We start from the raw sequence: 22231 nt of genomic DNA, 5'->3' as shown, positions 1-22231 counted from the left end.
TCCTCGGATCATCATGAGACGGGAGGACATCCACCGATGTCCGTCAGGACAACTCGTACGGCAACGGCTCTCGTTGCCGCTTTCGGTATCGCCGCGACGATGGTCGCCGCCGCACCGGGCAGCCTCGCCGCCTCGGTCACCAACGCCTGTGACGTGGTGGCCGTGACCGATCTCGCGGACGCGGCCCGGGTACAGGTCGACGCATTCGGCACCCTGAAGGACCTCCGGGTCGACGTCCGCACGCCGGGCACCACGCAGGTGCTGGCCACCGCGGGGGGCTTCGAGTCCGCGGCACGACCGGACTTCGGCGTGCGCCACCGCTCCGCCGCGCTGCCCGCACTCGCGGCGCTCGGCCGCTACGCCCTCGACGTCCGGTACACCGACGCCGCGGGCAAGGCCGTCCTCTGCGCGGACAACGGCGAGCTGCGCTACCTGCCGCACCCCGTGGTCACCCTGAACCCCGCGACCGCGCCGGTCTCCCTGGAGAAGCCGACGGCGACCGTCACCGGCAAGCTGGTCCTGCGCGATCCGCGGACCCGCGCCGAGACCCCGCTCAAGGGCCGCCAGGCATCACTCACGTTCGACGGCCCCGGCCAGCGGATATGGCAGGCGGCAGTCGCCGGGAGCGACGGCACCTTCTCCACCTCCTTCACCTACACCGCGCGGAGCACCAGCATGGCCGTGAAGGCGGAGGCCAACGGCGCCGCCCCGGTCACAGACGAACTTCCCGTCGAAAAGCGCAAGGTCGTCATCACCCTGGACACCCCGTCCTCGGTGTCGCCGGGATACGGAAGCCGCTTCCGCATCTCGGGCAAGGTCTTCTACCGGGGCGGGGACGGAGCACTGCACCCTCTCCCGGGCGCGTTCCTCGTGCACGAGGGGGAAACCTGCGAGGACAAGGACAACGTCGGGGAGAATTGCGGACGAATCCAACCGGGGGATTCGGGACGCACATTCATCTGGGACCGGTACACCCTGCACGGTGACACCGTGCTGGCGGTGACCCACCATCCCGGAGCGCTGCTCGACGGTGTCACCCGGACCCCCGTCACCGTGAAGGTCGACCGGACCGTGGCCATCTGGGGCCTGAAGGCGACCAAGGATTCGGCGGGCCGTCTGACCGTCCAGGGCAGCACCCGGCTCGGATACGGCACGAACGACGTGCAAGACGTGTACCGCATCCAGCACTCGGCCGACGGCAAGACGGGCTGGAAGACGTACCGGAGCACCCACCTCCGGCGCACCGGGCTGATTTTCCGCACGCTGGACCCGGGCACCTTCCCCACGGGCGGCACCTGGCGCATCCACTTCGAGGGCGCCAAGGGACTCGAGCCCGTCACCAGCCCCAACTTCACCGTGGTGAACCCCTGATGCCCGGGCCGTCGCAGGCGGCACCGCCCGCCCCGGACCGTCAGCGCACGCACAAGCCGTCTCCTGGGGGACAGTTGAACAAGATGATGTCCTCGCTCGGCATCGCCCTGGCCGTCACCACGGCCGCCTCCGGCCTCGGGTTCGGGTCGGTGGCGCAGGCCGACGACACCGACTCCCTGCCCCGGGCCGCGGTGGTCCGGTCCGGCGACGAGTTCCGCGTTCATCTCAGTGCCGACCAGGCACCCGAAGGGGACACGGCGGTCCGGATCCGACCCAAGGACGGCGAGAAGGCCGTGGCCGAGGTCGGCGGGTTCGGCGACTGGAAGTGCTCGGGCAACGAGGAGGACAGCTGCGCATCCGTGTGGACCCAGTCCGCCCCGTTCAGCCTCGACGACATGGGCATGTACGACCTCGACGTCGTCGTCCACAAGGGGCGCGAGGACGAGACGGAGCACCGCTATGCCGGACACTCCTTCGCCTACGCGGACAAGCCCCGGTTCACGGTCCTGACCTCCAGCGTCCCGGTGCTCTCCTACGAGCGGCGCAGCGGGAAGGTCACCGGCACGCTGGTGGCCGAGCACCCCCGCACCCACGAGGTGAAGCCGCTGGCGGACGCCCCGGTGGACCTGGTCCGCCAGTCCGGCGGGGGCAGCTACGAGCCGCAGAAGCTGACCACCGACGGTGCGGGCCGCTTCGCGGCTCTCTTCAAGTTCGAGGGCCGCGAAACGAGCCCCGCCCTCGAAGCCCGCTTCAACACGAGTTCGGGCGGTGCCAACTACTCGGCACAGCGCAACCTGGCCCTCCAGGTGCGTGCGACGCCCGTCAAGGTCACCGTCCGGCAGCCCGTCGGAGGGATCACCGGGCGCTACGGCAGCAAGGTGCCCGTGCAGGGGGTCCTGACCTGGACCGCCGCCGACGGCACCGCCCGACCGCTTGCGAACGTGGGGGTGTACCTGTCCAACGAGGGGTGCACGACCAGTTGCGGCTCGGCCTACGACGGCACCGACGCCAACGGGGTCGCCGACCTGTCCTACCCCGTCACGCGGGACGGATTCGCACGCATGTCGCTGAGCGCGTACGACAACGGCGGATGGTTCAGCGGCGACGCCTTCGCCCGCCTGGCCGTGGACGCCACGCACACCACCACCTTCTCTCCGCTGAGCGTGACCTCGGACAAGAACCGGACGATCACCGTCGGCGGCCAGTTGGCCGTCCAGCAGGGATCCGCACCCGCAGGGGCCCAGGCCACGGTCGACGTGCAGATCTCCGCGGACGGGAAGACGGGGTGGAAGACGGTGAAGTCCTTCACCACCGCCTTCGGGACGGCGTTCAGCCAGCAGGTGAAGCACACGGCCGAGCAGGACGGCCACTACGTCCGCCTGCGCTACGCCGGTACCGCCGACATCGGCCCCGCCGCCCCGACGGTCCGGCTCACCCGCAGGACGACCCAGATCGTCCGCGACAACCTGGCTCCCGAGCAGGTCCCCGCCGGCACCCGGATCACGGCCAGCGGATACCTCCAGGCGAAGTCCGGTACCGCCTGGCTGCCCCTCGCGGGCCAGCAGGTCCGGGTCTACTTCAAGGCCAGTGCGGCCGGTTCCGCCTGGACCTACCAGGGCGCCGCGACGACCGCCGCCAACGGGTCGTTCAGCACCAAGGTCACCGCCCGCAGTGACGGCGCCTGGCAGATCCGCTATCTCGACGCCGCCCAGCCGTACTACATCGCCATCGGACGCGAGGACCACGTCGACGTGGTGTAGACAGCACGGACGGGGGGAGCGGGCCGCGCCCGCTCCCCCCGTCAACCGTCAACCGTCAACCCTCAGCCGCAGCAGTCCGGTTCCAGGCCGGACGGCAGCGACAGGCCGCCGAAGACCGCGCCCGTGGCCTCGTCGCCGCCCAGGGCGGCCACCGCGAGGAGCAGCGAGCCCGCCGTCCAGGTGGTCTGCTCCACGGGCCAGACCGTCCGGTCGTCGAAGACGTACCCGGTCCAGTACATGCCGTTGTCGGCCCGCAGGTGGCCGATCGAGCGCAGGATCTCCAGGGCCCGGTCCGACTCCCCCGTCGCCCACAGCGCGAGTGCCAGTTCGCAGGACTCCCCGCCGGTCACCCACGGGTTCGGCAGCACGCACCGTACGCCGAGGTCCGGGACGACGAACTCCTCCCACCGCTCCTCGATCCGGGCCTTCGCCTCGGCTCCGGTCAGCGCCCCGCCGAGGACCGGGTAGTACCAGTCCATGGAGTAGCGGGACTTGTCGAGGAACCGCTCCGGGTGCCGGCGTATCGCGTGCCCGAGGGCTCCCGCGGCCAGTTCCCAGTCCGGCTGCGGATCGCCCCGGTACTCGGCGATGGCCAGCGCGCAGCGCAGCGCCTGGTGGATGGAGGAGGACCCGGTGAGCAGGGCGTCCGCGACGGCCTCTCCGGAGGGTTCGCGCTTCCAGCCGATCTCGCCGCCCGGCTGCTGGAGCCGCAGCACGAACTCGACGGCCGCGTACACGGCGGGCCACATCCGGTCGAGGAAGGCCTCGTCGCCGGTGGACAGGTGGTGGTGCCAGACGCCGACGGCGAGGTACGCGACGAAGTTGGTCTCGCGGCTCGCGTCCTGCGGCTCGCGGGTGTCGACCCCGTCCTCGCGGTCGGCGTAGGCCGCGTACCAGGAGCCGTCGTCGTTCTGGTGGCGCACCAGCCAGTCGTAGGCCCGCTCGGCGGCCTCGTGCTCGCCGGCCGCGTCGAGGGCCATCGCGGCCTCGGTGTGGTCCCACGGGTCGAGGTGGTGCCCGCGGAACCAGGGTATGGCCCCGTCGGCGCGCTGCGCGGCGAGGATCCCGGCGACGGTGGCGGCGGCCTGATCGGCCGTCAGTACGCCGTCCAGGACCAGATGTTCGGGTGCGGTGCGCCCGGGAGAGCTCACTGCGCGGCGCCCACGGCCTCGGCCACCGCACCGGCTTCGGCCACCGCACCGGCCGCGCTCACGGGGAGGTGCGGCTTGGTGGCGTAGGCGACGAAGCTCTTGCCGATGACCGGGTTCAGGGCCTGCTCCGCGAGCCGGGTGAGCGCGGGCTTCTTCATGATGTCCCAGACCAGGAGCTTGTGGTACGCCTTGACGGGCAGCGCCTTGTCGTTGTCGACGCCGAAGGCGCACTTGAGCCACCAGTACGGCGAGTGCAGGCCGTGCGCGTGGTGGGTGCCGTACGGCTTGAGGCCCGCGGACTCCATCTTGCCGAGCAGCTCCTCCGCCTTGTAGATGCGGATGTGGCCGCCCTCGACCTCGTGGTAGGCGTCGGACAGCGCCCAGCAGATCTTCTCGGGGCCGTAGCGCGGCACGGTGATGGCGATGCGTCCGCCGGGCTTCAGGACGCGGACCATCTCGGCGAGGACGCCCTTGTCGTCGGGGATGTGCTCCATCACCTCGGAGATGATGACGACGTCGAAGGACTCGTCGGGGAAGGGCAGCGCGAGGGCGTCGCCCTCCATCGCGGTGGCGGTGGCGCCGGCCGGGGCCTCGCCGGCCTCCTTCATCGCGGCGAACCACTTGGCGACCTCGCGGATCTCCTCGCCGTTGCGGTCGAGGGCGACCACCTGGGCGCCGCGCCGGTAGCACTCGAAGGCGTGCCGGCCTGCGCCGCAGCCCAGATCGAGTACGCGGTCGCCTGCGGCGAGCGGGAACCGGGAGAAATCGACGGTCAGCACGTGGTCCTGCCTTCGCGGTCGCGGGGTGGGGAGGGGAACTGCATCGGACGGAAGGTGGAGGTCACCGGGTCGTTGCGGCCTTCGTGCCCGCCGCCGCCCGCTCGATGGCGGCGCGGTAGTGGACGACGGTGCCCTCGGCGGCCTTGGCCCAGGTGAAGCGGGACAGCACCCGCTCGCGGCCGGCGGCGCCGAGCCGGGTGCGCAGTTCGGGGTCGCCCAGCAGCCGGCCCAGCGCGGCGGCCAGCGCGCCCGCGTCGCCGGGCGGCACGGCGAGACAGGTCTCGCCGTCGGGTCCGGTGACCTCGGGAATCGCGCCGCCGGTGGTGGCGACCAGCGGGGTGCCGGTGGCCATGGCCTCGGCGGCCGGGAGCGAGAAGCCCTCGTACAGGGAGGGCACGCAGGCGATCTGGGCGCTGCGGACGAGGTCGACGAGCTCGGTGTCGGTGATGCCCTTGACGAAGCGGACGGCGTCCTGGAGTCCGTACGTCTCGATCGCCCGGGCCACCGGGCCCTGTTCGGCGCGCTTGCCGACGACGACGAGGTGGGCGTCGGGCTGTTCGGTACGGAGCTTCGCGAGCGCCTCGACGAGGTGCACGAGCCCCTTGAGCGGGACGTCGGCGCTCGACGTGGTCACGATCCGCCCGGGCACCTCGGCCACGGAGGCGTCGGGCGACCAGAGGTCGGTGTCGGCGCCGATGTGGACGACGTGGATGCGCTCGTCCCGGACGCCGAGGTGCTCGGCGATCTCCTTCTTGGAGGAGCCGGAGACGGTGAGCACGGAGGCGAGCCGCCGGGCGACGCGGCCCTGCATGCGCGTGAACCCGTACCAGCGCCGCACGGAGGCCCGCTTCCTGCGGTCCTTCGCGGCGGCCAGGTCCAGCTTGCGGTCGACGGTGATGGGGTGGTGGATGGTGGTGACCAGCGGGGCGCCGAGGTCGGCCAACAGCCCATAGCCGAGGGTCTGGTTGTCGTGGATCACGTCGAACTCGCCCGCCCGGGCCGCGAGATGACGGCGAGCACGGAGCGAGAAGGTCAGCGGCTCGGGGAATCCGCCGGTCCACATGGTCGCGACCTCGACGGCGTCGATCCAGTCGCGGTACTCGTCGCGCTTGGGGGTGCGGAACGGGTCGGGGCTGCGGTACAGGTCCAGGCTGGGCAGTTCGGTGAGCGTGGCGCCGGCGCCGGTGAGGGCGTCGGTGTCGAGCACCGGGTAGGGCTGCGCGCCGATGACCTCGACGGAGTGGCCCAGCTTCACGAGCTCGCGCGCGAGGTGGCGGACGTAGACGCCCTGGCCACCGCAGAACGGGTTCCCCTTATAGGTGAGGAGTGCGATCCGCAACGGGCGGCTGTCGTCGGCGGCCGGACCCGTGAGAGGGCTCGTCACCATGGCCTCTGCGGTCACTCTCGGCCCCCTTCTCCCTGCACTTTCGCCGGAGCGTAACCGCTCGGATAATGTAGAACAAGTTTCAGACTTGATCCGTTGAAGAGCATTGAATCTACCGGCCGGAAACCACACCGTAAGAGGGGTGGCAGGTGATTCGCGCCACGGATCGGGCGCCTGCCATGCTGGGCGCGCGACGGCCCGGGGCAGCTCCCGCGGCCGCCCCGGCACAGACATGAACGCCTTGGAACTGGAACGCCTCGGAACCGGAACGGGACAGATGACAGCGGAAGCGAAGGCCGTGACCCCAGCCGTCACCACACCGGCGTCTCCGCCCCTGACGGAGCGCCAGGAGGCACGCCGCAGGCGGATCCTGCACGCCAGCGCCCAGCTGGCCAGCCGGGGCGGCTTCGACGCGGTGCAGATGCGGGAGGTGGCGGAGTCCTCCAGCGTGGCCCTGGGCACCCTCTACCGGTACTTCCCCTCCAAGGTGCACCTGCTGGTCGCGACCATGCAGGACCAGCTCCAGCACATGCACGGAACGCTGCGCAAGCGCCCGCCGGCCGGGGACGATCCCGCGGCCCGCGTCGCGGAGACCCTGATGCGCGCCTTCCGCGCGCTCCAGCGGGAGCCGCACCTGGCGGACGCGATGGTCCGCGCCCTCACCTTCGCGGACCGCAGCGTGAGCCCGGAGGTGGACACGGTGTCCCGCCTCACGACGGCGATCATCCTGGACGCGATGGGCCTGGACGCCCCGCCGACGGCGGAACAGCTGTCGGCGGTCCGGGTCATCGAGCACACCTGGCACTCGGCACTGATCACCTGGCTGTCGGGCCGCGCCTCGATCGCCCAGGTCAAGATCGACATCGAAACGGTCTGCCGCCTGATCGACCTCACGGCCCCGGAGCCCCCGGCGGCGGCGCCCGCGACGCCCCCGAAAAAGTCCTGATCCCGCCGTAGCGGGGGCGCGCGCTCCGGCTATCCCTCCGACTCCGCGAACCGCTCCTCGCACTCCGGACTCTCCTTCAGGGCGAGCAAGCTGAAGTAGGCCCTCCCGACGGGCGTCTTGGCGTAGGCGTCGAGGCTCCAGCTGCCCTTCTCCAGGGAGTAGGCGAGCACCGGTTCGGTCATGCGGGAGCGGATCGTCCAGCCGCGGGCCACCAGTCCGTTCACGAGCCCGGTCAGCTGGTCGTCGCCCACGGGCTCGAAGCTTGCGTAGTCGGCGGCGCAGTCGGCCCAGGCCTCGCGCTTCGGATTGCCCCCGCCCTCGTCCGGCCCGACCCCCGCGTCGGCGGTCACGACGTCGAAGTCTTCCCGCACCATCGCCCGCGTCGGCTCCGGCCCGGCGTACACGGGCTGCTGCGCGGATCTGGGCACCTCGGCCCAGTTGGCCTGCACGGTCGCCCGGGATTCCTCCGGGGCCAGCATGCCTCCGGCGACCAGGACCCCCACCCCGGCGGCCACCACGGCCAGCACCTTGAGCCGCTTGGCCGTGCCGCTCTTGCCGGAGCCGCCGGACTCCACGCGTTCTGCGTCCGGTCCGGCCGCTTCAGCCGCTTCAGCCGCTTCAGCCGCTTCAGCCGCTTCAGCCGCTTCAGCCGCTTCGGACACTGTCGCCGCTGCGGACGCTTCGGACGCTTCGGGCACAGGTGTCCCGTTGTTCTCGCTCATGCTCATCCCACCCCTTGCGAAGCCGCGGGGCCAGGTTCGGCCCGGCGGCGATCGCAGGAGTCTCACACGTTCCGCTACGCGAAACGCGACGGGGGCTACCCCAACGGGCCCGGGGCCCGAGGACTGCCGCCTGCCAGGGCGCCGCATCGGGCCGGGCCCGGGAACACCTCCCCGTCCCCCGGCCCCGGCCCCCCGGCGGCCCCCTCACTCCTCCGGAGGGAACACCGCCTCGCCGCTGCCCAGCAGGGTGATCGCGATCGCCTCGACCGGGCAGCCCTCCGCCGCCGCGAGCACCGGCTCGCTCGCGTCCGTCTCCGCCGCGCGCGGATGCGACTGCCGCGCCGTGTCGAGGGCGAAGCCCTCCGGGGCGTGGTTCACGCACATCCCCGAGCCGATGCAGACCCCGCGGTCCACCTCGACGTGCCAGCGGTCACCCATCACGCACCGGCCGCGGGGGGTACGTACCCTGCCGGGAGGTGGATCATCTTGTGCTCCAGGTACTCGCTCAGCCCCTCCGGGCCGAACTCCCGCCCGACGCCGCTGTTCTTGTAGCCGCCGAACGGCCCGAGCATGTCCAGGCTGAAGGTGTTCACGTTGAAGGTGCCGGTCCGCACCTGCCGTGCGAAGTCGATGCCGTGTTCCACGTCGCCGGTCCAGACGCTGCCGCTGAGCCCGAACTCCGAGTCGTTGGCGACCCGTACGGCCTCCGCCTCGTCCCCGTACGGGATCAGGCAGACGACCGGGCCGAAGATCTCCTCGCGGGCGATCCGCATCGAGTTGTCGACGTCTCCGAAGAGGGTCGGCTCCACGTACCAGCCCTGGTCCAGGTCCGAGCCGGCCGGACGCCCGCCGCCGGACAGGACCTTGGCGCCCTCTTCCTGGCCGATCCGGATGTAGTCGAGCGAGCGCTGCTGCTGCCGCCGGGCCACCAGCGGGCCGAGCTGCGTGGCCGGGTCCATCGGGTCGCCGACGACCAGCGCCGAGGCCGCGGCGGCGAGCGCTTCGGCGATCTCCTCGTAGCGGCTGCGCGGGGCCAGGACGCGGGTCTGGGCCACGCAGGCCTGGCCGTTGTTCATCCAGGCCGCGGGGACGATGCCGGCGATGGCGGTGTCGAGGTCGGCGTCGGGGAGGATGACGGCCGCGGACTTGCCGCCGAGTTCGAGGGTCACTCGGGTGAGGTTCTTCGAGGCTACCTCCATGACCCGCCGGCCGGCGGGGACGGAGCCGGTGAAGGCGACCTTGTCCACGTCCGGGTGGCCGACGAGGTACTCGCTTACCTCGCGGTCGGCGGGCAGGATCGACAGCACGCCCTCGGGCAGCCCGGCCTCGCGGGCGATGTCGGCGAGGATGTAGGAGTCGAGGACCGCCTCCGGGGACGGCTTGAGGATCACCGTGCAGCCGGTGAGCAGGGCGGGCGCCAGCTTGGCGGCGGCCACGAACTGCGGGACGTTCCAGGGGATGACGGCGGCGACCACGCCGACGGCCTCGCGCCGGACGAGGATCGGGCCGAGGACGCCCTGGCGGAACTCCTCGTACGGGTAGTCGCGCGCCACGGTGATCGCGGCGTCGTAGACCATCATCGGGCCGAGGGCCTGGGCGAGGATGCTCCAGGAGTACGGGGACCCGTTCTGGGAGCTGATCGAGCGGGCGATCTCCTCGTGGCGGACGGCTATGGCGTCCTTGATCCTGGTCACCACCGCGATCCGCTCCTCGAGCGTGGTGCGCGGCCAGGGGCCCTCGTCGAAGGCCTTGCGGGCCACGGCGACGGCCCGGTCGACGTCCGCCTTCGAGGCGTGCGGGACGCTGCCGATGACCTGCCCGGTGTGGGGCGAGACGACCTTGATCGTGTCGGAGCCCAGCGGATCCGTCCACTCACCGCCGATGAACAGTTTTCCGTGTTCCACGAGCTCGGTCATGGCTGATGCCTCCTGCGGCTTGGCGTTGCAGAACTGATACCAGTTCTAGTTCTAGGAGTCCACGGAGCTGACCGAACCGCCCGCACATCGGTTCACCCGGCACCCCGAAGATCCAACGACTAGTCAGGAGGCCGCGAAAGTGGTCGACTTGGGCGACTATTGCAACACGTTCTCGTTCGACCTGTTCCCGTTGGTTCGCAGACCTGTTCCCGTTGGTCCGTTAGACCTGTTCTCGTTAGAGCGGAGCCCCTCATGGCAGAGGACACCCCCGGCGCGGCACCTCACGTCACCGATCACGGCGGCGGCGTGTGGGGCATCAAGGTCCCCATCCCCGACAACCCGCTCGGCCACACCCTCGTCCACGTCCTCGACACCGACCGCGGCCCGGTCCTCATCGACACCGGCTGGGACGACCCCGAGTCCTGGGACACCCTCGTCGCCGGCCTCGGCGCCCTCTCCATCGCCATCGCCGACGTGCACGGCGTGGTCATCACCCACCACCACCCCGACCACCACGGCCTGTCCGGCCAGGTCCGCGAGGCCTCCGGCGCCTGGATCGCCATGCACGCCGCCGACACCGAGGTCGTCGTACGGACCCGGGCCTCCGAACCCGGCGTCTGGTTCGACTACATGAGCGAGAAGCTGGCCACCGCCGGAGCCCCCGAGGAGCACATCGCCCCGTTGCGCGCCGCCCGCGCGAGCGGCCGCATGCGCACCCTGCCCGGGCTGCACGCCGCCGTCCCCGACCGGGAGATCGTGCCCGCCGAGCTGCTGCCGCTGGCCGGCCGCCGGCTGCGGGCCGTCTGGACCCCCGGGCACACCCCCGGCCACGTCTGCCTCCACCTGGAGGAGAAGCATCCGGGGAACCTGCCCGGCAACGGCCGCCTCTTCTCCGGGGACCACCTGCTGCCCGGCATCTCCCCGCACATCGGCCTCTACGAGGACCCCTCCTCCGAGGGCGTCGCCGATCCCCTCGGCGACTACCTCGACTCCCTCGAACGCATCGGCCGCCTCCAGCCGGCCGAGGTGCTCCCGGCCCACCAGCACGCCTTCACCGACGCCCCGGCCCGCGTACGGGAACTCCTGGACCACCACGAGGAACGGCTGACCGGGCTGCGCGCACTGCTCGCCGCCGAGCCGCTGACCCCGTGGGCGCTGGCGGAGCGGATGGAGTGGAACCGGCCCTGGGAGCAGATCCCGTACGGCTCCCGCAACATCGCCGTCTCCGAAGCGGAAGCCCACCTGCGACGTCTGGTGAAGCAGGGCCGCGCGGAGGCGGTGGCGGGCAGCGACCCCGTGACGTACCGCGCCGTGTAAGGGGTGCGGGTGGGCGGCGCCACCCGGCACCGGAGCTACGGGCCGGTAGAGTATGGGCGTCGTCCACACTTCCGTACGGGGGGAAGCCGGTGCGAATCCGGCGCTGACCCGCAACCGTGACCCGCCCCGGCAGCATCGGGGGCGGGGAGCCGGATTGCCCCGTACCGGAGGTGCGCGGCTCGTGCCGCCGGGTCCTCCGGCGGCCGGCACCGTCGAGGTAAACGGAGCCGGAGCCCGGTACCAGCCTCCACCGCTGTGCTGCCTGCCTCCCGGTTCCCCAGCACGAGAGGCACCCGCCCCGCCATGAACGTCCGCCGCAGCGCCGCCACGCTCGCCGTCTCCGCCGTGCTCTGCGTGGGCGCGGCCCCCGCGGCCCTCGCCGATGTCGCCACGCCGTCCCCGGCGCCCGTGATCCCCTCCGGGCTCTTCGGCAAGAACGACCCGACGTACGACGGGGTGTGGCGGCAGTCGTTCGCGCTGCTCGCCCAGCACACGGTCGGCGAGAAGCCCGCGCGGGCGGCCGTGGACTGGCTCGTCGGCCAGCAGTGCGCCGACGGCTCCTTCGCCTCCTTCCGCGCGGACACGGCAGCCGCGTGCGACGCGAAGACGATGCTCGACACGAACGCCACCGCCATGGCCGTGCAGGCGCTGAAGACGCTCGGCGGCCAGGACACCGCGGTGAAGAAGGGCGTGGACTGGCTGAAGTCCGTCCAGAACGACGACGGCGGCTGGGCCTACGTCCCCGGCTCCCCGACCGAGGCCAGCTCCACCTCCCTGGTGATCAGCGCGCTGGCGGCGGCGGGCGAGAAGCCGGCCGAGATCAAGTCCAAGGCCGGCAAGTCCGCTTACGAGGGGCTGCTCGCCTTCCAGCTCGGCTGCTCGGCCGAGCCGGCCGCCGACCGGGGTGCCTTCGCCTACCAGCCGACGGCCGACGGCAAGCTCCCCGCCAACGCCGACGCGACGGCCGCCGCCGTACTGGCCGGCCTCGGCAAGGGCGCGCTCGTCTCCCCCTCGCCCTCTCCCACGGACACCCCCGCGGCCGCGCTCACCTGCCCGGCGACCGCCGGTGACCCGGTGGCGGCGGCCCAGGGCGGCGCCGGGTACCTGGCCGAGGCCCTGAAGAAGGACGGCCACCTCACCGCCCTCACCCCGGGCGCCGACCAGCCGACCGCGGACACCGGCAACACCGCCGACGCGGTGATCGCCCTGGCCGCGGCCGGACACAAGCAGTCCGCGGCCGGCGCCCTGGAGTGGCTGAAGTCCAACTCCGCCGAGTGGTCCAAGGGCAACCCGGCCGGCCTCGCCACCCTGATCCTGGCCGCGCACGCGACGGGCACCGACCCGAAGGCCTTCGGCACCACCGACCTGGTCGCGGCGCTGAACGCGACCGGCCCGGCGCCGCAGAGCGCGTCCGCGAAGGCCTCGGAGCAGCCGGCGGAGAAGAAGGACGAGAAGAAGGACTCCGGCAGCAACGTCTGGTGGATGATCCTCGCGGGCGCGGCGGCCGGCATGGGCATCGGCATCGTGCTGAGCGGCCGCCGGAAGAAGAACCAGCTCTGATGCGGCGCCCCCGTCCGACCACCGGTCCGACCGCCCGGCCGGTCCTCGCCGCCGGCATCGCCGGCATCCTCCTGACCCTGCTCGCCGCGTCCCCCGCCCTGGCCTCGACCTACCGCTACTGGTCGTTCTGGGACGGGGCCGGCGGCAGCTGGGCGTACGCCACCCAGGGCCCCTCGTCGGCGCGTCCGGCGGACGGCTCCGTGCAGGGCTTCCACTTCGTGGTGAGCAAGGACGCGGCCGATCAGGCCGCCCCGCCGCGTACGGCTCCGGACTTCGCGGCCATCTGCTCGGCCACCGCGCCGGTGACGGGCAAGAAGCGGATCGCGCTGGTCATCGACTTCGGCACGCCCGCCGAGGCCCAGGCGGGCGAGACCCCGCCGCAAGATGCTCCGCGCACGGCGTGCGCGCAGGTCGGCCCGGACGCCACGACGGCCGAGGCACTGGCGGAGGTGGCCAAGCCGCTGCGCTACAACAGCGCGGCGCTGCTGTGCGCGGTCTCGGGCTACCCGAAGCAGGGCTGCGGCGAACCCGTCGCGGACACCGCCACGGCCACCGCCGCGGCCGAGCCGGCCACCGACTCCGAGGACGGCGGCCCGTCGGCGGGCCTCTTCGCCGGCATCGCGGCGGTGGCAGCCCTGGGGGCGGCCGCCTTCTGGCAGTCCCGCCGCCGACGCACCCGATGACGGACGGTCCCACGCAGGACGGCGGGACGGTCGCCGACGGCGCTCAGCCACCCACCAGGGCCACCCGCACCCGCCCGTCGACCCGCACGGGTGGTGCGGGTGGTGCGGGTGGTGGGGGTGGTGCGGGTGGTGCGGGTGGGAACCCCGCCCGGCCGCAGGCCGGGCGCACCCCCCACGGCCCGGCAGGTGACGTCCCCACCCCGCCCGACCCGAACGCCCCCGCCGGGGCAACCGGCAGCCCGCGCGTGCCGACGTACAAACAAATCTGGCAGGCCCCCGAGGCCACGCGTGGCAACGCCCTGCACGCGGGTGCCTGGTGGCTGTGGGCCCTCGGGCTCGCCACCGCCGCCTCGCGCACCACCAATCCCCTCCTCCTCGGCCTGATCATCGGCGTCACCGGGTACGTGGTCGCGGCCCGCCGGACCGACGCGCCCTGGGCGCGGTCCTACGCGGCGTTCGTCAAGCTCGGCCTCTTCGTCATCGGCCTGCGCCTCCTCTTCTCCGTGCTCCTCGGCTCCCCCATCCCCGGCACGCACCTCCTCTTCACCCTCCCCGAGATCCCGCTCCCGGCCTGGGTGCAGGGCATCCGGTTCGGTGGCCGGGTCACCGCCGAGCAGCTCGTCTTCGCCTTCTACGAGGGCGCGAAGCTGGCCACGCTCCTCATCTGCGTCGGCGCCGCCAATGCCCTCGCGAACCCGGCGCGGCTGCTGAAGTCGCTGCCCGCGGCCCTGTACGAGGTCGGCGTCGCCGTGGTCGTCGCGATGACCTTCGCGCCGAACATGGTCGCGGACGTGGTCCGCCTCCGTACGGCCCGCCGTCTGCGCGGCCGCCCCACGGGCGGGGTCCGGGCCGTCCTCCAGATCGGCCTGCCGGTCCTGGAGGGCGCGCTCGAACGCTCCGTCGCCATCGCCGCCTCGATGGACGCCCGCGGCTACGGCCGCACCGCTCGCGTTCCCGCCGCCGTCCGCCACACCACCAACGTGCTCACCCTCGGCGGGCTGCTCGGCATCTGCGCGGGTACGTACGGGCTGCTGGCGGCGGAGGGCGCCGAGTACGGCCTGGTCCTCCTCCTCTTCTCCCTCGCCCTGGCCCTGGCCGGGCTGCGCCTGGGCGGCCGCCGGTCGATCCGGACCCGGTACCGGCCGGACCGGTGGGGCGTACGGGCCTGGCTGGTCGCCGGTTCGGGCGCGGCGGTCGCGGCGCTGCTGATCCGGGCCGCGACCGTGGATCCGGAGGCCCTGCGCCCCGGCGTCGTCCCGCTCGTCGTCCCGACCCTCCCGCTCTGGCCGGCGGCGGCGATCCTGATCGGCCTCCTCCCGGCGCTGGTGGCCCCGCTCCCCCCGGCACTCCCCTCTCCCCTGAAGGAGACGTAAGACCCCCGTGATCCACTTCGAGGACGTATCGGTGACGTACGAGGGCGCGAGCGCCCCCTCCCTCTCCCATGCCGACTTCACGCTCCCGGAAGGCGAGCTGACCCTCCTGGTCGGCCCCTCCGGCGTCGGCAAGTCCACCCTCCTCGGGGCGGTCTCGGGTCTGGTCCCGCACTTCACCGGGGGCACCCTCAAGGGTCGGGTCACGGTCGCCGGCCGGGACACCCGCACGCACCAGCCGCGGGAACTGGCGGACGTGGTCGGCACGGTGGGCCAGGACCCGCTGGCCCATTTCGTGACGGACGTCGTCGAGGACGAGCTGGCCTACGGCATGGAGTCCCTGGGCCTGGCGCCCTCGGTCATGCGCCGCCGCGTGGAGGAAACCCTCGACCTGCTCGGCCTGAACGACCTCCGCGACCGCCCCATCGCCACCCTCTCCGGCGGGCAGCAGCAGCGGGTGGCGATCGGTTCGGTCCTGACCCCGCACCCCCGTGTCCTCGTCCTGGACGAGCCGACATCGGCGCTCGACCCGGCGGCGGCGGAGGAGGTCCTTGCCGTCCTGCAACGCCTGGTCCACGACCTGGGCACGACCGTCCTGCTGGCGGAGCACCGCCTGGAGCGCGTCGTCCAGTACGCCGACCGGGTCCTGCTCCTCCCCTCCCCGGGCGCACCCCCGGTCCTCGGCACCCCCTCCGACATCATGGCCATCTCCCCGGTCCACCCCCCGGTGGTAGCCCTGGGCCGCCTGGCCTCCTGGTCCCCCCTCCCCCTCTCCATCCGCGACGCCCGCCGCCGCGCAGCCCCCCTCCTGACCCGCCTGACCACAACAACAACCCAGAGTCCACAGCCCACCCCCGCGACACACCCCGGTACCGAGCCGCAGCCCCCGGCGGGTGCCGGGGCGGAGCTCCCGGCCGGGTCCGGGACGCAGCTCCCGGCGGGGTCCGGGGCGGAGCCCCAGGCCGGTGCCGAGGCGACCCCGGTGGGGTCCGGGGCGCAGCCCGATGCCGGAGCGCAGCTCCCGGCCGGTGCCGGAGCGGAGCCCCGCGAGGGGTCCGGGGCGCAGCCCCAGGCCGGTGCCGGGGCGCGGCCCCCGGCCGGGTCCGGGGCGCAGCCCGATGCCGGGGCGGAGCCCCCGGCGGGGTCCGGGGCGCAGCCCGATGCCGGGGCGGAGCCCCCGGCGGGGTCCGGGGCGGAGCCCGATGCCGGGGCGGAGCCCCCGGCGGAGCCCCGGGGAACGGGCGAAGGGTGGGTAGGGGACGGCCGCCCGCAGGGCTCCCGCCCCGACCCCGACCCCGCGCCCGCGCCGCGCCCCGGCCTGCTCGCCCGGCTGCGCCGCCGCGGCCACCCCACCCCGCAGCCGCCCCAGGCCGCCACCCCCACCGGGGCGACCGTGGCCACCCCGGCCCCCACCCAAGCGCCACCGGCCACCGCAAAGGCCGTCTCCCTCCGCCGCGGCCGCGCCGAAGTCCTCCGCGACATCAACCTCACCGTGGCGAAGGGCGAGACCATCGCCGTCATGGGCCGCAACGGCGCCGGAAAGTCCACCCTCCTCGCCACCCTCATCGGCACGCTGGAGCCCACCACCGGCCAGATCACGGTCAGCGGCCGCACCCCCCACCGCACGCCGCCCCCCGAGATGGTGACCCGCGTCGGCCTCGTCCCCCAGGAGCCCCGCGACCTCCTCTACGCCGACACCGTCGCAGCCGAGTGCACCGCCGCCGACCACGACGCCGGCCAGGCGCCCGGCACCTGCCGTGCCCTCGTCGCCGCGCTCCTCCCCGACGTCCCCGACGACACCCACCCGCGCGACCTGTCCGAGGGCCAGCGCCTGGTCCTCGCCCTGGCGCTGGTCCTGACCGGCCGCCCGGCCCTGCTGCTCCTCGACGAGCCGACCCGCGGGCTGGACTACGCCGCCAAGGCCCGCCTCGTGGAGATCCTGCGCGGGCTCGCCGCCGACGGGCACGCCATCATGCTGGCCACCCACGACGTGGAGCTCGCCGCCGAGCTGGCCCACCGCGTGGTGATCCTGGCCGGCGGCGAGATCGTCGCGGACGGCCCGACCGCCGAGGTCGTCGTCTCCTCCCCCGCCTTCGCCCCGCAGGTGGCCAAGATCCTGGCCCCGGGCCACTGGCTCACGGTCTCCCAGGTCAAGGCGGCCCTCTCCACCGGAGCCACCGGAGCGGCCGGAACGGCCGGAGCCGCCGGGGTGCCCGGAGCGGCCTCATGAGCACCCCCCGTACCCCCCGTTCCCGCCCCCTCCGCATCGGCCCCCGCGCCGCCGCCGCCCTGCTCCTCATCACCCTCATCGGCATCGGCGCCTTCTGCTGGCCGCTCCTCGCCGACCGCCAGTCCGGCTTCGCCCACGCCCAGGACGCCCCGTGGCTCTTCGCGGCCCTGCTTCCGCTGCTGGTCGGGGTGGTCGTCGCGACCATCGCCGACGACGGGATGGACGCCAAGGCCGTCGCCATGCTCGGCGTACTGGCCGCGGTCGGAGCCGTGCTGCGCCCCCTCGGCGCCGGTACGGGCGGCCTGGAGCCCATGTTCTTCCTGATGGTGCTGAGCGGCCGTGTCCTCGGCCCGGGCTTCGGCTTCGTCCTGGGCTCGGTCACCATGTTCGCGTCGGCCCTGCTCACGGGTGGTGTCGGGCCGTGGATGCCGTTCCAGATGCTGGCCATGAGCTGGTTCTCGCTGGGCGCCGGACTGCTGCCGGGGCCGGACCGGATCCGCGGGCGGGCCGAGCTGGCGATGCTCGCGCTGTACGGGTTCCTCGGCTCGTTCGCGTACGGCACGATCATGAACCTTCAGGGCTGGGTGATCCTTCAGGGCATGAACCAGGGCATCTCCTTCCACCCCGGGGAACCGCTCGCGGCGAACCTCGCGCGCTTCCTCTCGTACTGCCTGGTGACCTCGATGGGCTGGGACCTGGGCCGGGCCGCGCTGACCGTCGTACTGACCCTCACGATCGGCGCGACCCTGCTGAAGGCGTTGCGGCGGGCCACACGGAAAGCGGCGTTCGACGCGCCCGTGGCCTTCGATCCGGAGGGCACACATCACCCCAAACCTTCCCCTGAAAGGCGCACGGGCCGCCACGGAGGGTGAGATCCGGGCCGCCCGCCGGTGACCCGCCCCACAGGACCTAGGTCACATACGACCCGGGATAGTAGTCCTTGAAGGTCCCTTGCCCACCCCCGCACACCGCCCCCCACCTGCGGTGACACCCGCCCTCCCCAGGAGGGGCCGTTGCACCCCGGCTGCGAGGACCACTAGTAAGAGGGGTCGTTGCCAGGCGCGCTCCACCCCCGTAGAACTGGATGTGTCGCAAGGCGGACGGAGACCCCGGGCTCACCCCCGGAACCCGGTTCTCCCGCTCCCGCCGGTGAGCCCCCCCTTCCATGTGAGTGGCTCATGCACGTCTGCGACTGCCCTTGTCCCCGTCGGAAGGTCCGTCCGTGTCCCACACCGTCATCCGCCGCATCGCCGCTTCGAAGAAGACCCTCGCGGGTACCGTCCTCGCCCTGGGCGTTGCCGGTTCCATGCTGGCCGCGGTTCCCGCGCAGGCCGCCCCGATGAGTGCCAAGGCGATCGCGCAGCAGATGATCAAGGACCCGGCGCAGTTCGCGGCGTTCAACAACATCGTGTCCCGCGAGAGCGGCTGGGACCACACCGCCACGAACTCCTCCTCGGGCGCCTACGGCCTGGTCCAGGCCCTGCCGGCCTCGAAGATGGCTTCGGCGGGCTCGGACTGGAAGACCAACCCGGCCACCCAGATCAAGTGGGGCCTGGACTACATGAACTCCCGCTACGGCAGCCCCGAGGGCGCCTGGACGTTCTGGAAGAACAACCACTGGTACTAAACCACCAGCGCCAGCGGACGAAGCAGCACATGCGAAGGCCCCGGCGGCCGACCTCCCCAGGTCCGGCCACCGGGGCCTTCGCGATCCCATCCCACTGGGTCCAAAAGCGGTGCAGCAGTGCCTGCTACAACCGCTGGATGATGGTGCCGGTCGCCAGCGCGCCGCCCGCGCACATGGTGATCAGCGCGAACTCCTTGTCCCGGCGCTCCAGCTCGTGCAGGGCGGTGGTGATCAGCCGGGCCCCGGTCGCGCCGACGGGGTGACCGATGGCGATGCCGCCGCCGTTGACGTTGACCTTCTCCAGGTCCTGGTCGAAGACCTGGGCCCAGCTGAGGACGACGGAGGCGAAGGCCTCGTTGATCTCCACGAGGTCGATGTCCTTCAGCGACATCCCGGCCTTGCCCAGCACGGCCCGGGTGGCGTCGATCGGCCCGTCCAGGTGGAAGTGCGGGTCGGAGCCGACCAGCGTCTGGGCGACGATCCGGGCGCGCGGCCGCAGCTTGAGCGCGCGGGCCATCTTGCGCGAGGCCCACATCACGGCGGCGGCGCCGTCGGATATCTGAGAGGAGTTCCCTGCGGTGTGCACGGCGGTCGGCATGACCGGCTTGAGCCGGGCCAGGCCCTCCATGGAGGTGTCGCGCAGGCCCTCGTCCCGGTCGACCAGCCGCCACATGCCCTGGCCGGCGGCCTGCTCCGCTTCGGTGGTGGGCACCTGCACGGCAAAGGTCTCCCGCTTGAACCGCTCCTCGGCCCACGCGGCGGCGGCCCGCTCCTGGGACAGGACGCCGAGGCGGTCCACGTCCTCGCGGGTCAGGCCCCGGCGGCGGGCGATGCGTTCGGCGGCCTCGAACTGGTTCGGGAGGTCGACGTTCCACTCGTCCGGGAAGGGCTTGCCCGGGCCGTGCTTGGAGCCCGAGCCGAGCGGGACGCGGGTCATGGCCTCGACCCCGCAGGCGATGCCGATGTCCATGACACCGCCGGAGATCATGTTGGCGACCATGTGGTTGGCCTGCTGGGAGCTGCCGCACTGACAGTCCACGGTGGTCGCGGCGGTCTCGTACGGGAGGCCCATGGCCAGCCAGGCGTTGCGGGCCGGGTTCATCGACTGCTCGCCGGCGTGGGTGACGGTGCCGCCGACGATCTGCTCGACGCAGTCGGGCTGGATTCCGGTGCGGGCGAGGAGCTCGCGGTAGGTCTCGCCGAGAAGGTAGGCGGGGTGAAGATTGGCGAGCGCGCCCCCGCGCTTGCCGATCGGGGTGCGTACGGCTTCGACGATGACGGGTTCCGCGGCCATGAGCTCGTCCTCTCCTGCTCCTGCGTAGCGCACAGCGCGCATCGGCTAGCGCGCCTCAGCTGACGGGCGGGCCGTCCCGGCGCCCCACCCGAACTAGTACGCGTTCTAGTTCTCCCCGCAGTCTTATGACCAGAACACCCGGTACGCAAGGGTCTTGCACGCGGCTTACACGGATTCCACACGCAACAGTTCGCGCGGGGCCCCTTGTCACTTCTAGAACTCGTTACTACCTTCAAGCCAACTTCTGATGGGCCGTCAGACTTTGGAGTCGCCCGATGACCTGCCCCGCGCTGCCCGAAGGCTTCGACGCCACCGACCCGGATGTTCTCCAAGACCGGGTCCCCTACCCCGAGTTCGCGCAGTTGCGGCAGACCGCACCCGTGTGGTGGTGCCCGCAGCCGCGGGGTGTCACCGGCTTCGACGACGAGGGGTACTGGGCCGTCACCCGGCACGCGGACGTCAAGTACATCTCCACGCACCCGGAGCTGTTCTCCTCGACCACGAACACGGCGATCATCCGCTTCAACGAGCACATCCAGCGCGAAGCGATAGATGCCCAGCGACTGATCATGTTGAACATGGATCCGCCGGAACACACCCGCGTACGCCAGATCGTGCAGCGCGGCTTCACCCCGCGGGCCATCCGCGGGCTGGAGGACGCACTGCGCGACCGGGCCCGCAAGATCGTCGCGGAGGCCCTGGAGGCCTCGGCCGACGGCAGCTTCGACTTCGTCACCCAAGTGGCGTGCGAGCTCCCGCTGCAGGCCATCGCCGAGCTGATCGGCGTACCGCAGGAGGACCGGTCCCGGATCTTCGACTGGTCGAACAAGATGATCGCGTACGACGACCCGGAGTACGCGATCACCGCCGAGGTCGGTGGCAACGCGGCGGCCGAGATCATCGGCTACTCGATGAACCTGGCGGCGGAGCGCAAGGAGTGTCCGGCCAAGGACATCGTCACGCAGCTCGTGGCCGCCGAGGGCCAGGGCAACCTGGGCTCCGACGAGTTCGGCTTCTTCGTCCTCCTCCTGGCGGTCGCGGGCAACGAGACCACCCGCAACGCCATCAGCCACGGCATGCACGCCTTCCTGACCCACCCCGACCAGTGGGAGCTCTACAAGCGCACCCGGCCCTCCACCGCCGCCGAGGAGATCGTCCGCTGGGCCACCCCCGTGGTGTCCTTCCAGCGGACCGCCACCCAGGACACCGAACTGGGCGGGCAGAAGATCAAGGCCGGCGACCGCGTCGGCATGTTCTACTCCTCCGCCAACCACGACCCGGAGGTCTTCGAGAACCCCGACGTCTTCGACATCACCCGCGACCCGAACCCGCACCTGGGCTTCGGCGGCGGCGGCCCGCACTTCTGCCTCGGCAAGTCGCTGGCCATCATGGAGATCGACCTGATGTTCAACGCCCTGGCCGACGCCCTGCCCGACCTGCGCCTCGCCGGCGAAGGCCCGCGCCGGCTGCGGGCGGCCTGGCTGAACGGCATCAAGGAACTGCGGGTCAGCCACGGCTGACGGCCGCCGCTGACCCGTGATCCAGGACGGCAGGGGCCCCACCTCCCACGCCCGGCCCCTGCCGTCCCCGGTTGTTACCCACCAGTCACCGGTCGTTATCGTCTCGCCGCCTGCGAGATCATTGCCTTGACGCCGAACCGGACCCCAGACTGCCCGGATGAACCTCGATGACCCGAGCGCGAGACGCTGGCAGCGGCTGCCCACGACGTGGCAGCGGATGGTCGATCTCGGCGGCGGGTCCGAGCCCATGAGCCAGGGCGTCCTGGCCCTCATCGAGGCCGCCCGCGAGGAGCCGGAACTGCGCCGGCTCTACCCGTACACCAGCCACTTCACCCTGTGGTTCAGCGCCTCCGCCGGCCACCCCTTCGCCGTGACCGCCCCGGCCGTGGAACCCCTCCCCGACGGCCGCTTCCGCGTCCGCGGCCCCCGCCAGACCACCATCCTCGGCGAAGCCGACACGGCCCGCGCGGCCATAGCCCTCGTACTCGCAAACCTCCCGCAGGAATAGCCCCATCCAGCCCCGCCGGCGTTTGAGGCGCGGGGTCTGGGGCGGAGCCCCAGGGGGGTCCGGGGCACAGCCCCGGGGAACGGGCGAAGGGCG

The 22231-nt window shown here is 72.5% G+C and carries 19 protein-coding genes and 1 riboswitch; of the genes, 12 read left to right on the top strand and 7 right to left on the bottom strand.

Annotated features, from left to right (window positions below):
- Nucleotides 1–36: 36 nt before the first annotated feature.
- Both AC3IX6_RS26595 and AC3IX6_RS26590 read left to right on the top strand, forming a co-directional pair.
- Complete coding sequence (locus tag AC3IX6_RS26595; RefSeq protein ID WP_489365252.1) at nucleotides 37–1371, top strand: hypothetical protein; 1335 nt, start codon at nucleotides 37–39, stop codon at nucleotides 1369–1371.
- 74 nt (nucleotides 1372–1445) lie between these two features.
- The gene (locus tag AC3IX6_RS26590; RefSeq protein ID WP_489365250.1) at nucleotides 1446–3131 is read left to right on the top strand and encodes a hypothetical protein; all 1686 of its coding nucleotides are present in this window, start codon (nucleotides 1446–1448) and stop codon (nucleotides 3129–3131) included.
- A gap of 62 nt (nucleotides 3132–3193) precedes the next feature.
- Here AC3IX6_RS26590 and AC3IX6_RS26585 read toward each other — a convergent pair whose 3' ends face one another.
- The 3 genes from AC3IX6_RS26585 to AC3IX6_RS26575 all read right to left on the bottom strand — a co-directional run bounded on the left by AC3IX6_RS26585 (nucleotide 3194) and on the right by AC3IX6_RS26575 (nucleotide 6463).
- Nucleotides 3194–4282: a prenyltransferase/squalene oxidase repeat-containing protein gene (locus AC3IX6_RS26585; RefSeq protein WP_489365248.1), complete on the bottom strand. Its 1089-nt coding sequence runs from the start codon at nucleotides 4280–4282 to the stop codon at nucleotides 3194–3196.
- Nucleotides 4279–5061 carry a class I SAM-dependent methyltransferase gene (locus AC3IX6_RS26580; protein WP_489365246.1) on the bottom strand — a complete coding sequence of 261 codons (783 nt, stop codon included), beginning with the start codon at nucleotides 5059–5061 and terminating at the stop codon, nucleotides 4279–4281. The genes AC3IX6_RS26585 and AC3IX6_RS26580 overlap by 4 nt, the downstream gene beginning before the upstream one ends.
- A 61-nt stretch (nucleotides 5062–5122) precedes the next feature.
- Nucleotides 5123–6463, bottom strand: coding sequence for a glycosyltransferase family 4 protein (locus tag AC3IX6_RS26575; RefSeq protein ID WP_489365244.1), 1341 nt, complete (start codon nucleotides 6461–6463; stop codon nucleotides 5123–5125).
- Nucleotides 6464–6722: 259 nt separating this feature from the next.
- On the opposite strand from AC3IX6_RS26575, the gene AC3IX6_RS26570 reads away from it, so the two are divergent.
- A complete protein-coding gene (locus tag AC3IX6_RS26570; RefSeq protein ID WP_489365242.1) occupies nucleotides 6723–7391 on the top strand; it encodes a TetR family transcriptional regulator in 669 nt (222 codons plus the stop codon).
- A gap of 29 nt (nucleotides 7392–7420) precedes the next feature.
- Here AC3IX6_RS26570 and AC3IX6_RS26565 read toward each other — a convergent pair whose 3' ends face one another.
- The 3 genes from AC3IX6_RS26565 to AC3IX6_RS26555 form a co-directional block, all read right to left on the bottom strand.
- Complete coding sequence (locus tag AC3IX6_RS26565) at nucleotides 7421–7966, bottom strand: hypothetical protein (RefSeq protein WP_489365240.1); 546 nt, start codon at nucleotides 7964–7966, stop codon at nucleotides 7421–7423.
- A gap of 351 nt (nucleotides 7967–8317) precedes the next feature.
- Nucleotides 8318–8551, bottom strand: a complete 234-nt coding sequence (locus AC3IX6_RS26560; protein ID WP_489365239.1) for a ferredoxin — start codon at nucleotides 8549–8551, stop codon at nucleotides 8318–8320.
- Nucleotides 8551–10029 carry an aldehyde dehydrogenase gene (locus tag AC3IX6_RS26555; RefSeq protein ID WP_489365237.1) on the bottom strand — a complete coding sequence of 493 codons (1479 nt, stop codon included), beginning with the start codon at nucleotides 10027–10029 and terminating at the stop codon, nucleotides 8551–8553. Before AC3IX6_RS26555 ends, AC3IX6_RS26560 begins: the two co-directional genes overlap by 1 nt.
- A gap of 252 nt (nucleotides 10030–10281) precedes the next feature.
- On the opposite strand from AC3IX6_RS26555, the gene AC3IX6_RS26550 reads away from it, so the two are divergent.
- The 7 genes from AC3IX6_RS26550 to AC3IX6_RS26520 all read left to right on the top strand — a co-directional run bounded on the left by AC3IX6_RS26550 (nucleotide 10282) and on the right by AC3IX6_RS26520 (nucleotide 18816).
- The gene (locus AC3IX6_RS26550) at nucleotides 10282–11346 is read left to right on the top strand and encodes a Strvi_7410 family MBL fold metallo-hydrolase (protein ID WP_489365235.1); all 1065 of its coding nucleotides are present in this window, start codon (nucleotides 10282–10284) and stop codon (nucleotides 11344–11346) included.
- A gap of 81 nt (nucleotides 11347–11427) precedes the next feature.
- Nucleotides 11428–11497, top strand: a riboswitch (cobalamin riboswitch).
- 152 nt (nucleotides 11498–11649) lie between these two features.
- Complete coding sequence (locus AC3IX6_RS26545; RefSeq protein ID WP_489365233.1) at nucleotides 11650–12906, top strand: SCO2321 family membrane protein; 1257 nt, start codon at nucleotides 11650–11652, stop codon at nucleotides 12904–12906.
- The gene (locus AC3IX6_RS26540) at nucleotides 12906–13589 is read left to right on the top strand and encodes an SCO2322 family protein (protein ID WP_489365231.1); all 684 of its coding nucleotides are present in this window, start codon (nucleotides 12906–12908) and stop codon (nucleotides 13587–13589) included. The genes AC3IX6_RS26545 and AC3IX6_RS26540 overlap by 1 nt, the downstream gene beginning before the upstream one ends.
- Nucleotides 13586–14962, top strand: a complete 1377-nt coding sequence (locus AC3IX6_RS26535) for an energy-coupling factor transporter transmembrane component T (RefSeq protein ID WP_489365229.1) — start codon at nucleotides 13586–13588, stop codon at nucleotides 14960–14962. The genes AC3IX6_RS26540 and AC3IX6_RS26535 overlap by 4 nt, the downstream gene beginning before the upstream one ends.
- 7 nt (nucleotides 14963–14969) lie before the next feature.
- The gene (locus tag AC3IX6_RS26530; protein ID WP_489365227.1) at nucleotides 14970–17189 is read left to right on the top strand and encodes an ABC transporter ATP-binding protein; all 2220 of its coding nucleotides are present in this window, start codon (nucleotides 14970–14972) and stop codon (nucleotides 17187–17189) included.
- Nucleotides 17186–18061 carry an ECF transporter S component gene (locus AC3IX6_RS26525; RefSeq protein ID WP_489365225.1) on the top strand — a complete coding sequence of 292 codons (876 nt, stop codon included), beginning with the start codon at nucleotides 17186–17188 and terminating at the stop codon, nucleotides 18059–18061. Before AC3IX6_RS26530 ends, AC3IX6_RS26525 begins: the two co-directional genes overlap by 4 nt.
- Nucleotides 18062–18411: 350 nt before the next feature.
- Nucleotides 18412–18816: an aggregation-promoting factor C-terminal-like domain-containing protein gene (locus tag AC3IX6_RS26520; RefSeq protein ID WP_489365223.1), complete on the top strand. Its 405-nt coding sequence runs from the start codon at nucleotides 18412–18414 to the stop codon at nucleotides 18814–18816.
- 124 nt (nucleotides 18817–18940) lie between these two features.
- Here AC3IX6_RS26520 and AC3IX6_RS26515 read toward each other — a convergent pair whose 3' ends face one another.
- A complete protein-coding gene (locus tag AC3IX6_RS26515; protein WP_250745683.1) occupies nucleotides 18941–20110 on the bottom strand; it encodes a steroid 3-ketoacyl-CoA thiolase in 1170 nt (389 codons plus the stop codon).
- Nucleotides 20111–20385: 275 nt separating this feature from the next.
- Here AC3IX6_RS26515 and AC3IX6_RS26510 point away from each other — a divergent pair, with 275 nt between their 5' ends.
- On the top strand, nucleotides 20386–21630 hold the full coding sequence (locus AC3IX6_RS26510) for a cytochrome P450 (protein WP_489365221.1): 1245 nt from the start codon (nucleotides 20386–20388) through the stop codon (nucleotides 21628–21630).
- 157 nt (nucleotides 21631–21787) lie between these two features.
- On the top strand, nucleotides 21788–22138 hold the full coding sequence (locus AC3IX6_RS26505; protein ID WP_489365219.1) for a DUF6193 family natural product biosynthesis protein: 351 nt from the start codon (nucleotides 21788–21790) through the stop codon (nucleotides 22136–22138).
- Nucleotides 22139–22231: the final 93 nt, after the last annotated feature.

This window comes from Streptomyces sp. GL_141, from assembly GCF_057834385.1.
Note: the sequence above shows the minus strand (reverse complement) of the source record. Positions and strands in the feature narration are given on the sequence as shown.

What these genes read in the sequence shown, in the direction of transcription:
- AC3IX6_RS26525 (WP_489365225.1), top strand. Translation starts at nt 17,186, where the DNA reads ATGAGCACCCCCCGTACCCCCCGTTCCCGCCCCCTCCGCATCGGCCCC.
- AC3IX6_RS26550 (WP_489365235.1), top strand. Translation starts at nt 10,282, where the DNA reads ATGGCAGAGGACACCCCCGGCGCGGCACCTCACGTCACCGATCACGGC.
- AC3IX6_RS26545 (WP_489365233.1), top strand. Translation starts at nt 11,650, where the DNA reads ATGAACGTCCGCCGCAGCGCCGCCACGCTCGCCGTCTCCGCCGTGCTC.
- AC3IX6_RS26535 (WP_489365229.1), top strand. Translation starts at nt 13,586, where the DNA reads ATGACGGACGGTCCCACGCAGGACGGCGGGACGGTCGCCGACGGCGCT.
- AC3IX6_RS26515 (WP_250745683.1), bottom strand. Translation starts at nt 20,110, where the DNA reads ATGGCCGCGGAACCCGTCATCGTCGAAGCCGTACGCACCCCGATCGGC.
- AC3IX6_RS26555 (WP_489365237.1), bottom strand. Translation starts at nt 10,029, where the DNA reads ATGACCGAGCTCGTGGAACACGGAAAACTGTTCATCGGCGGTGAGTGG.
- AC3IX6_RS26505 (WP_489365219.1), top strand. Translation starts at nt 21,788, where the DNA reads ATGAACCTCGATGACCCGAGCGCGAGACGCTGGCAGCGGCTGCCCACG.
- AC3IX6_RS26510 (WP_489365221.1), top strand. Translation starts at nt 20,386, where the DNA reads ATGACCTGCCCCGCGCTGCCCGAAGGCTTCGACGCCACCGACCCGGAT.
- AC3IX6_RS26540 (WP_489365231.1), top strand. Translation starts at nt 12,906, where the DNA reads ATGCGGCGCCCCCGTCCGACCACCGGTCCGACCGCCCGGCCGGTCCTC.
- AC3IX6_RS26560 (WP_489365239.1), bottom strand. Translation starts at nt 8,551, where the DNA reads ATGGGTGACCGCTGGCACGTCGAGGTGGACCGCGGGGTCTGCATCGGC.
- AC3IX6_RS26570 (WP_489365242.1), top strand. Translation starts at nt 6,723, where the DNA reads ATGACAGCGGAAGCGAAGGCCGTGACCCCAGCCGTCACCACACCGGCG.
- AC3IX6_RS26595 (WP_489365252.1), top strand. Translation starts at nt 37, where the DNA reads ATGTCCGTCAGGACAACTCGTACGGCAACGGCTCTCGTTGCCGCTTTC.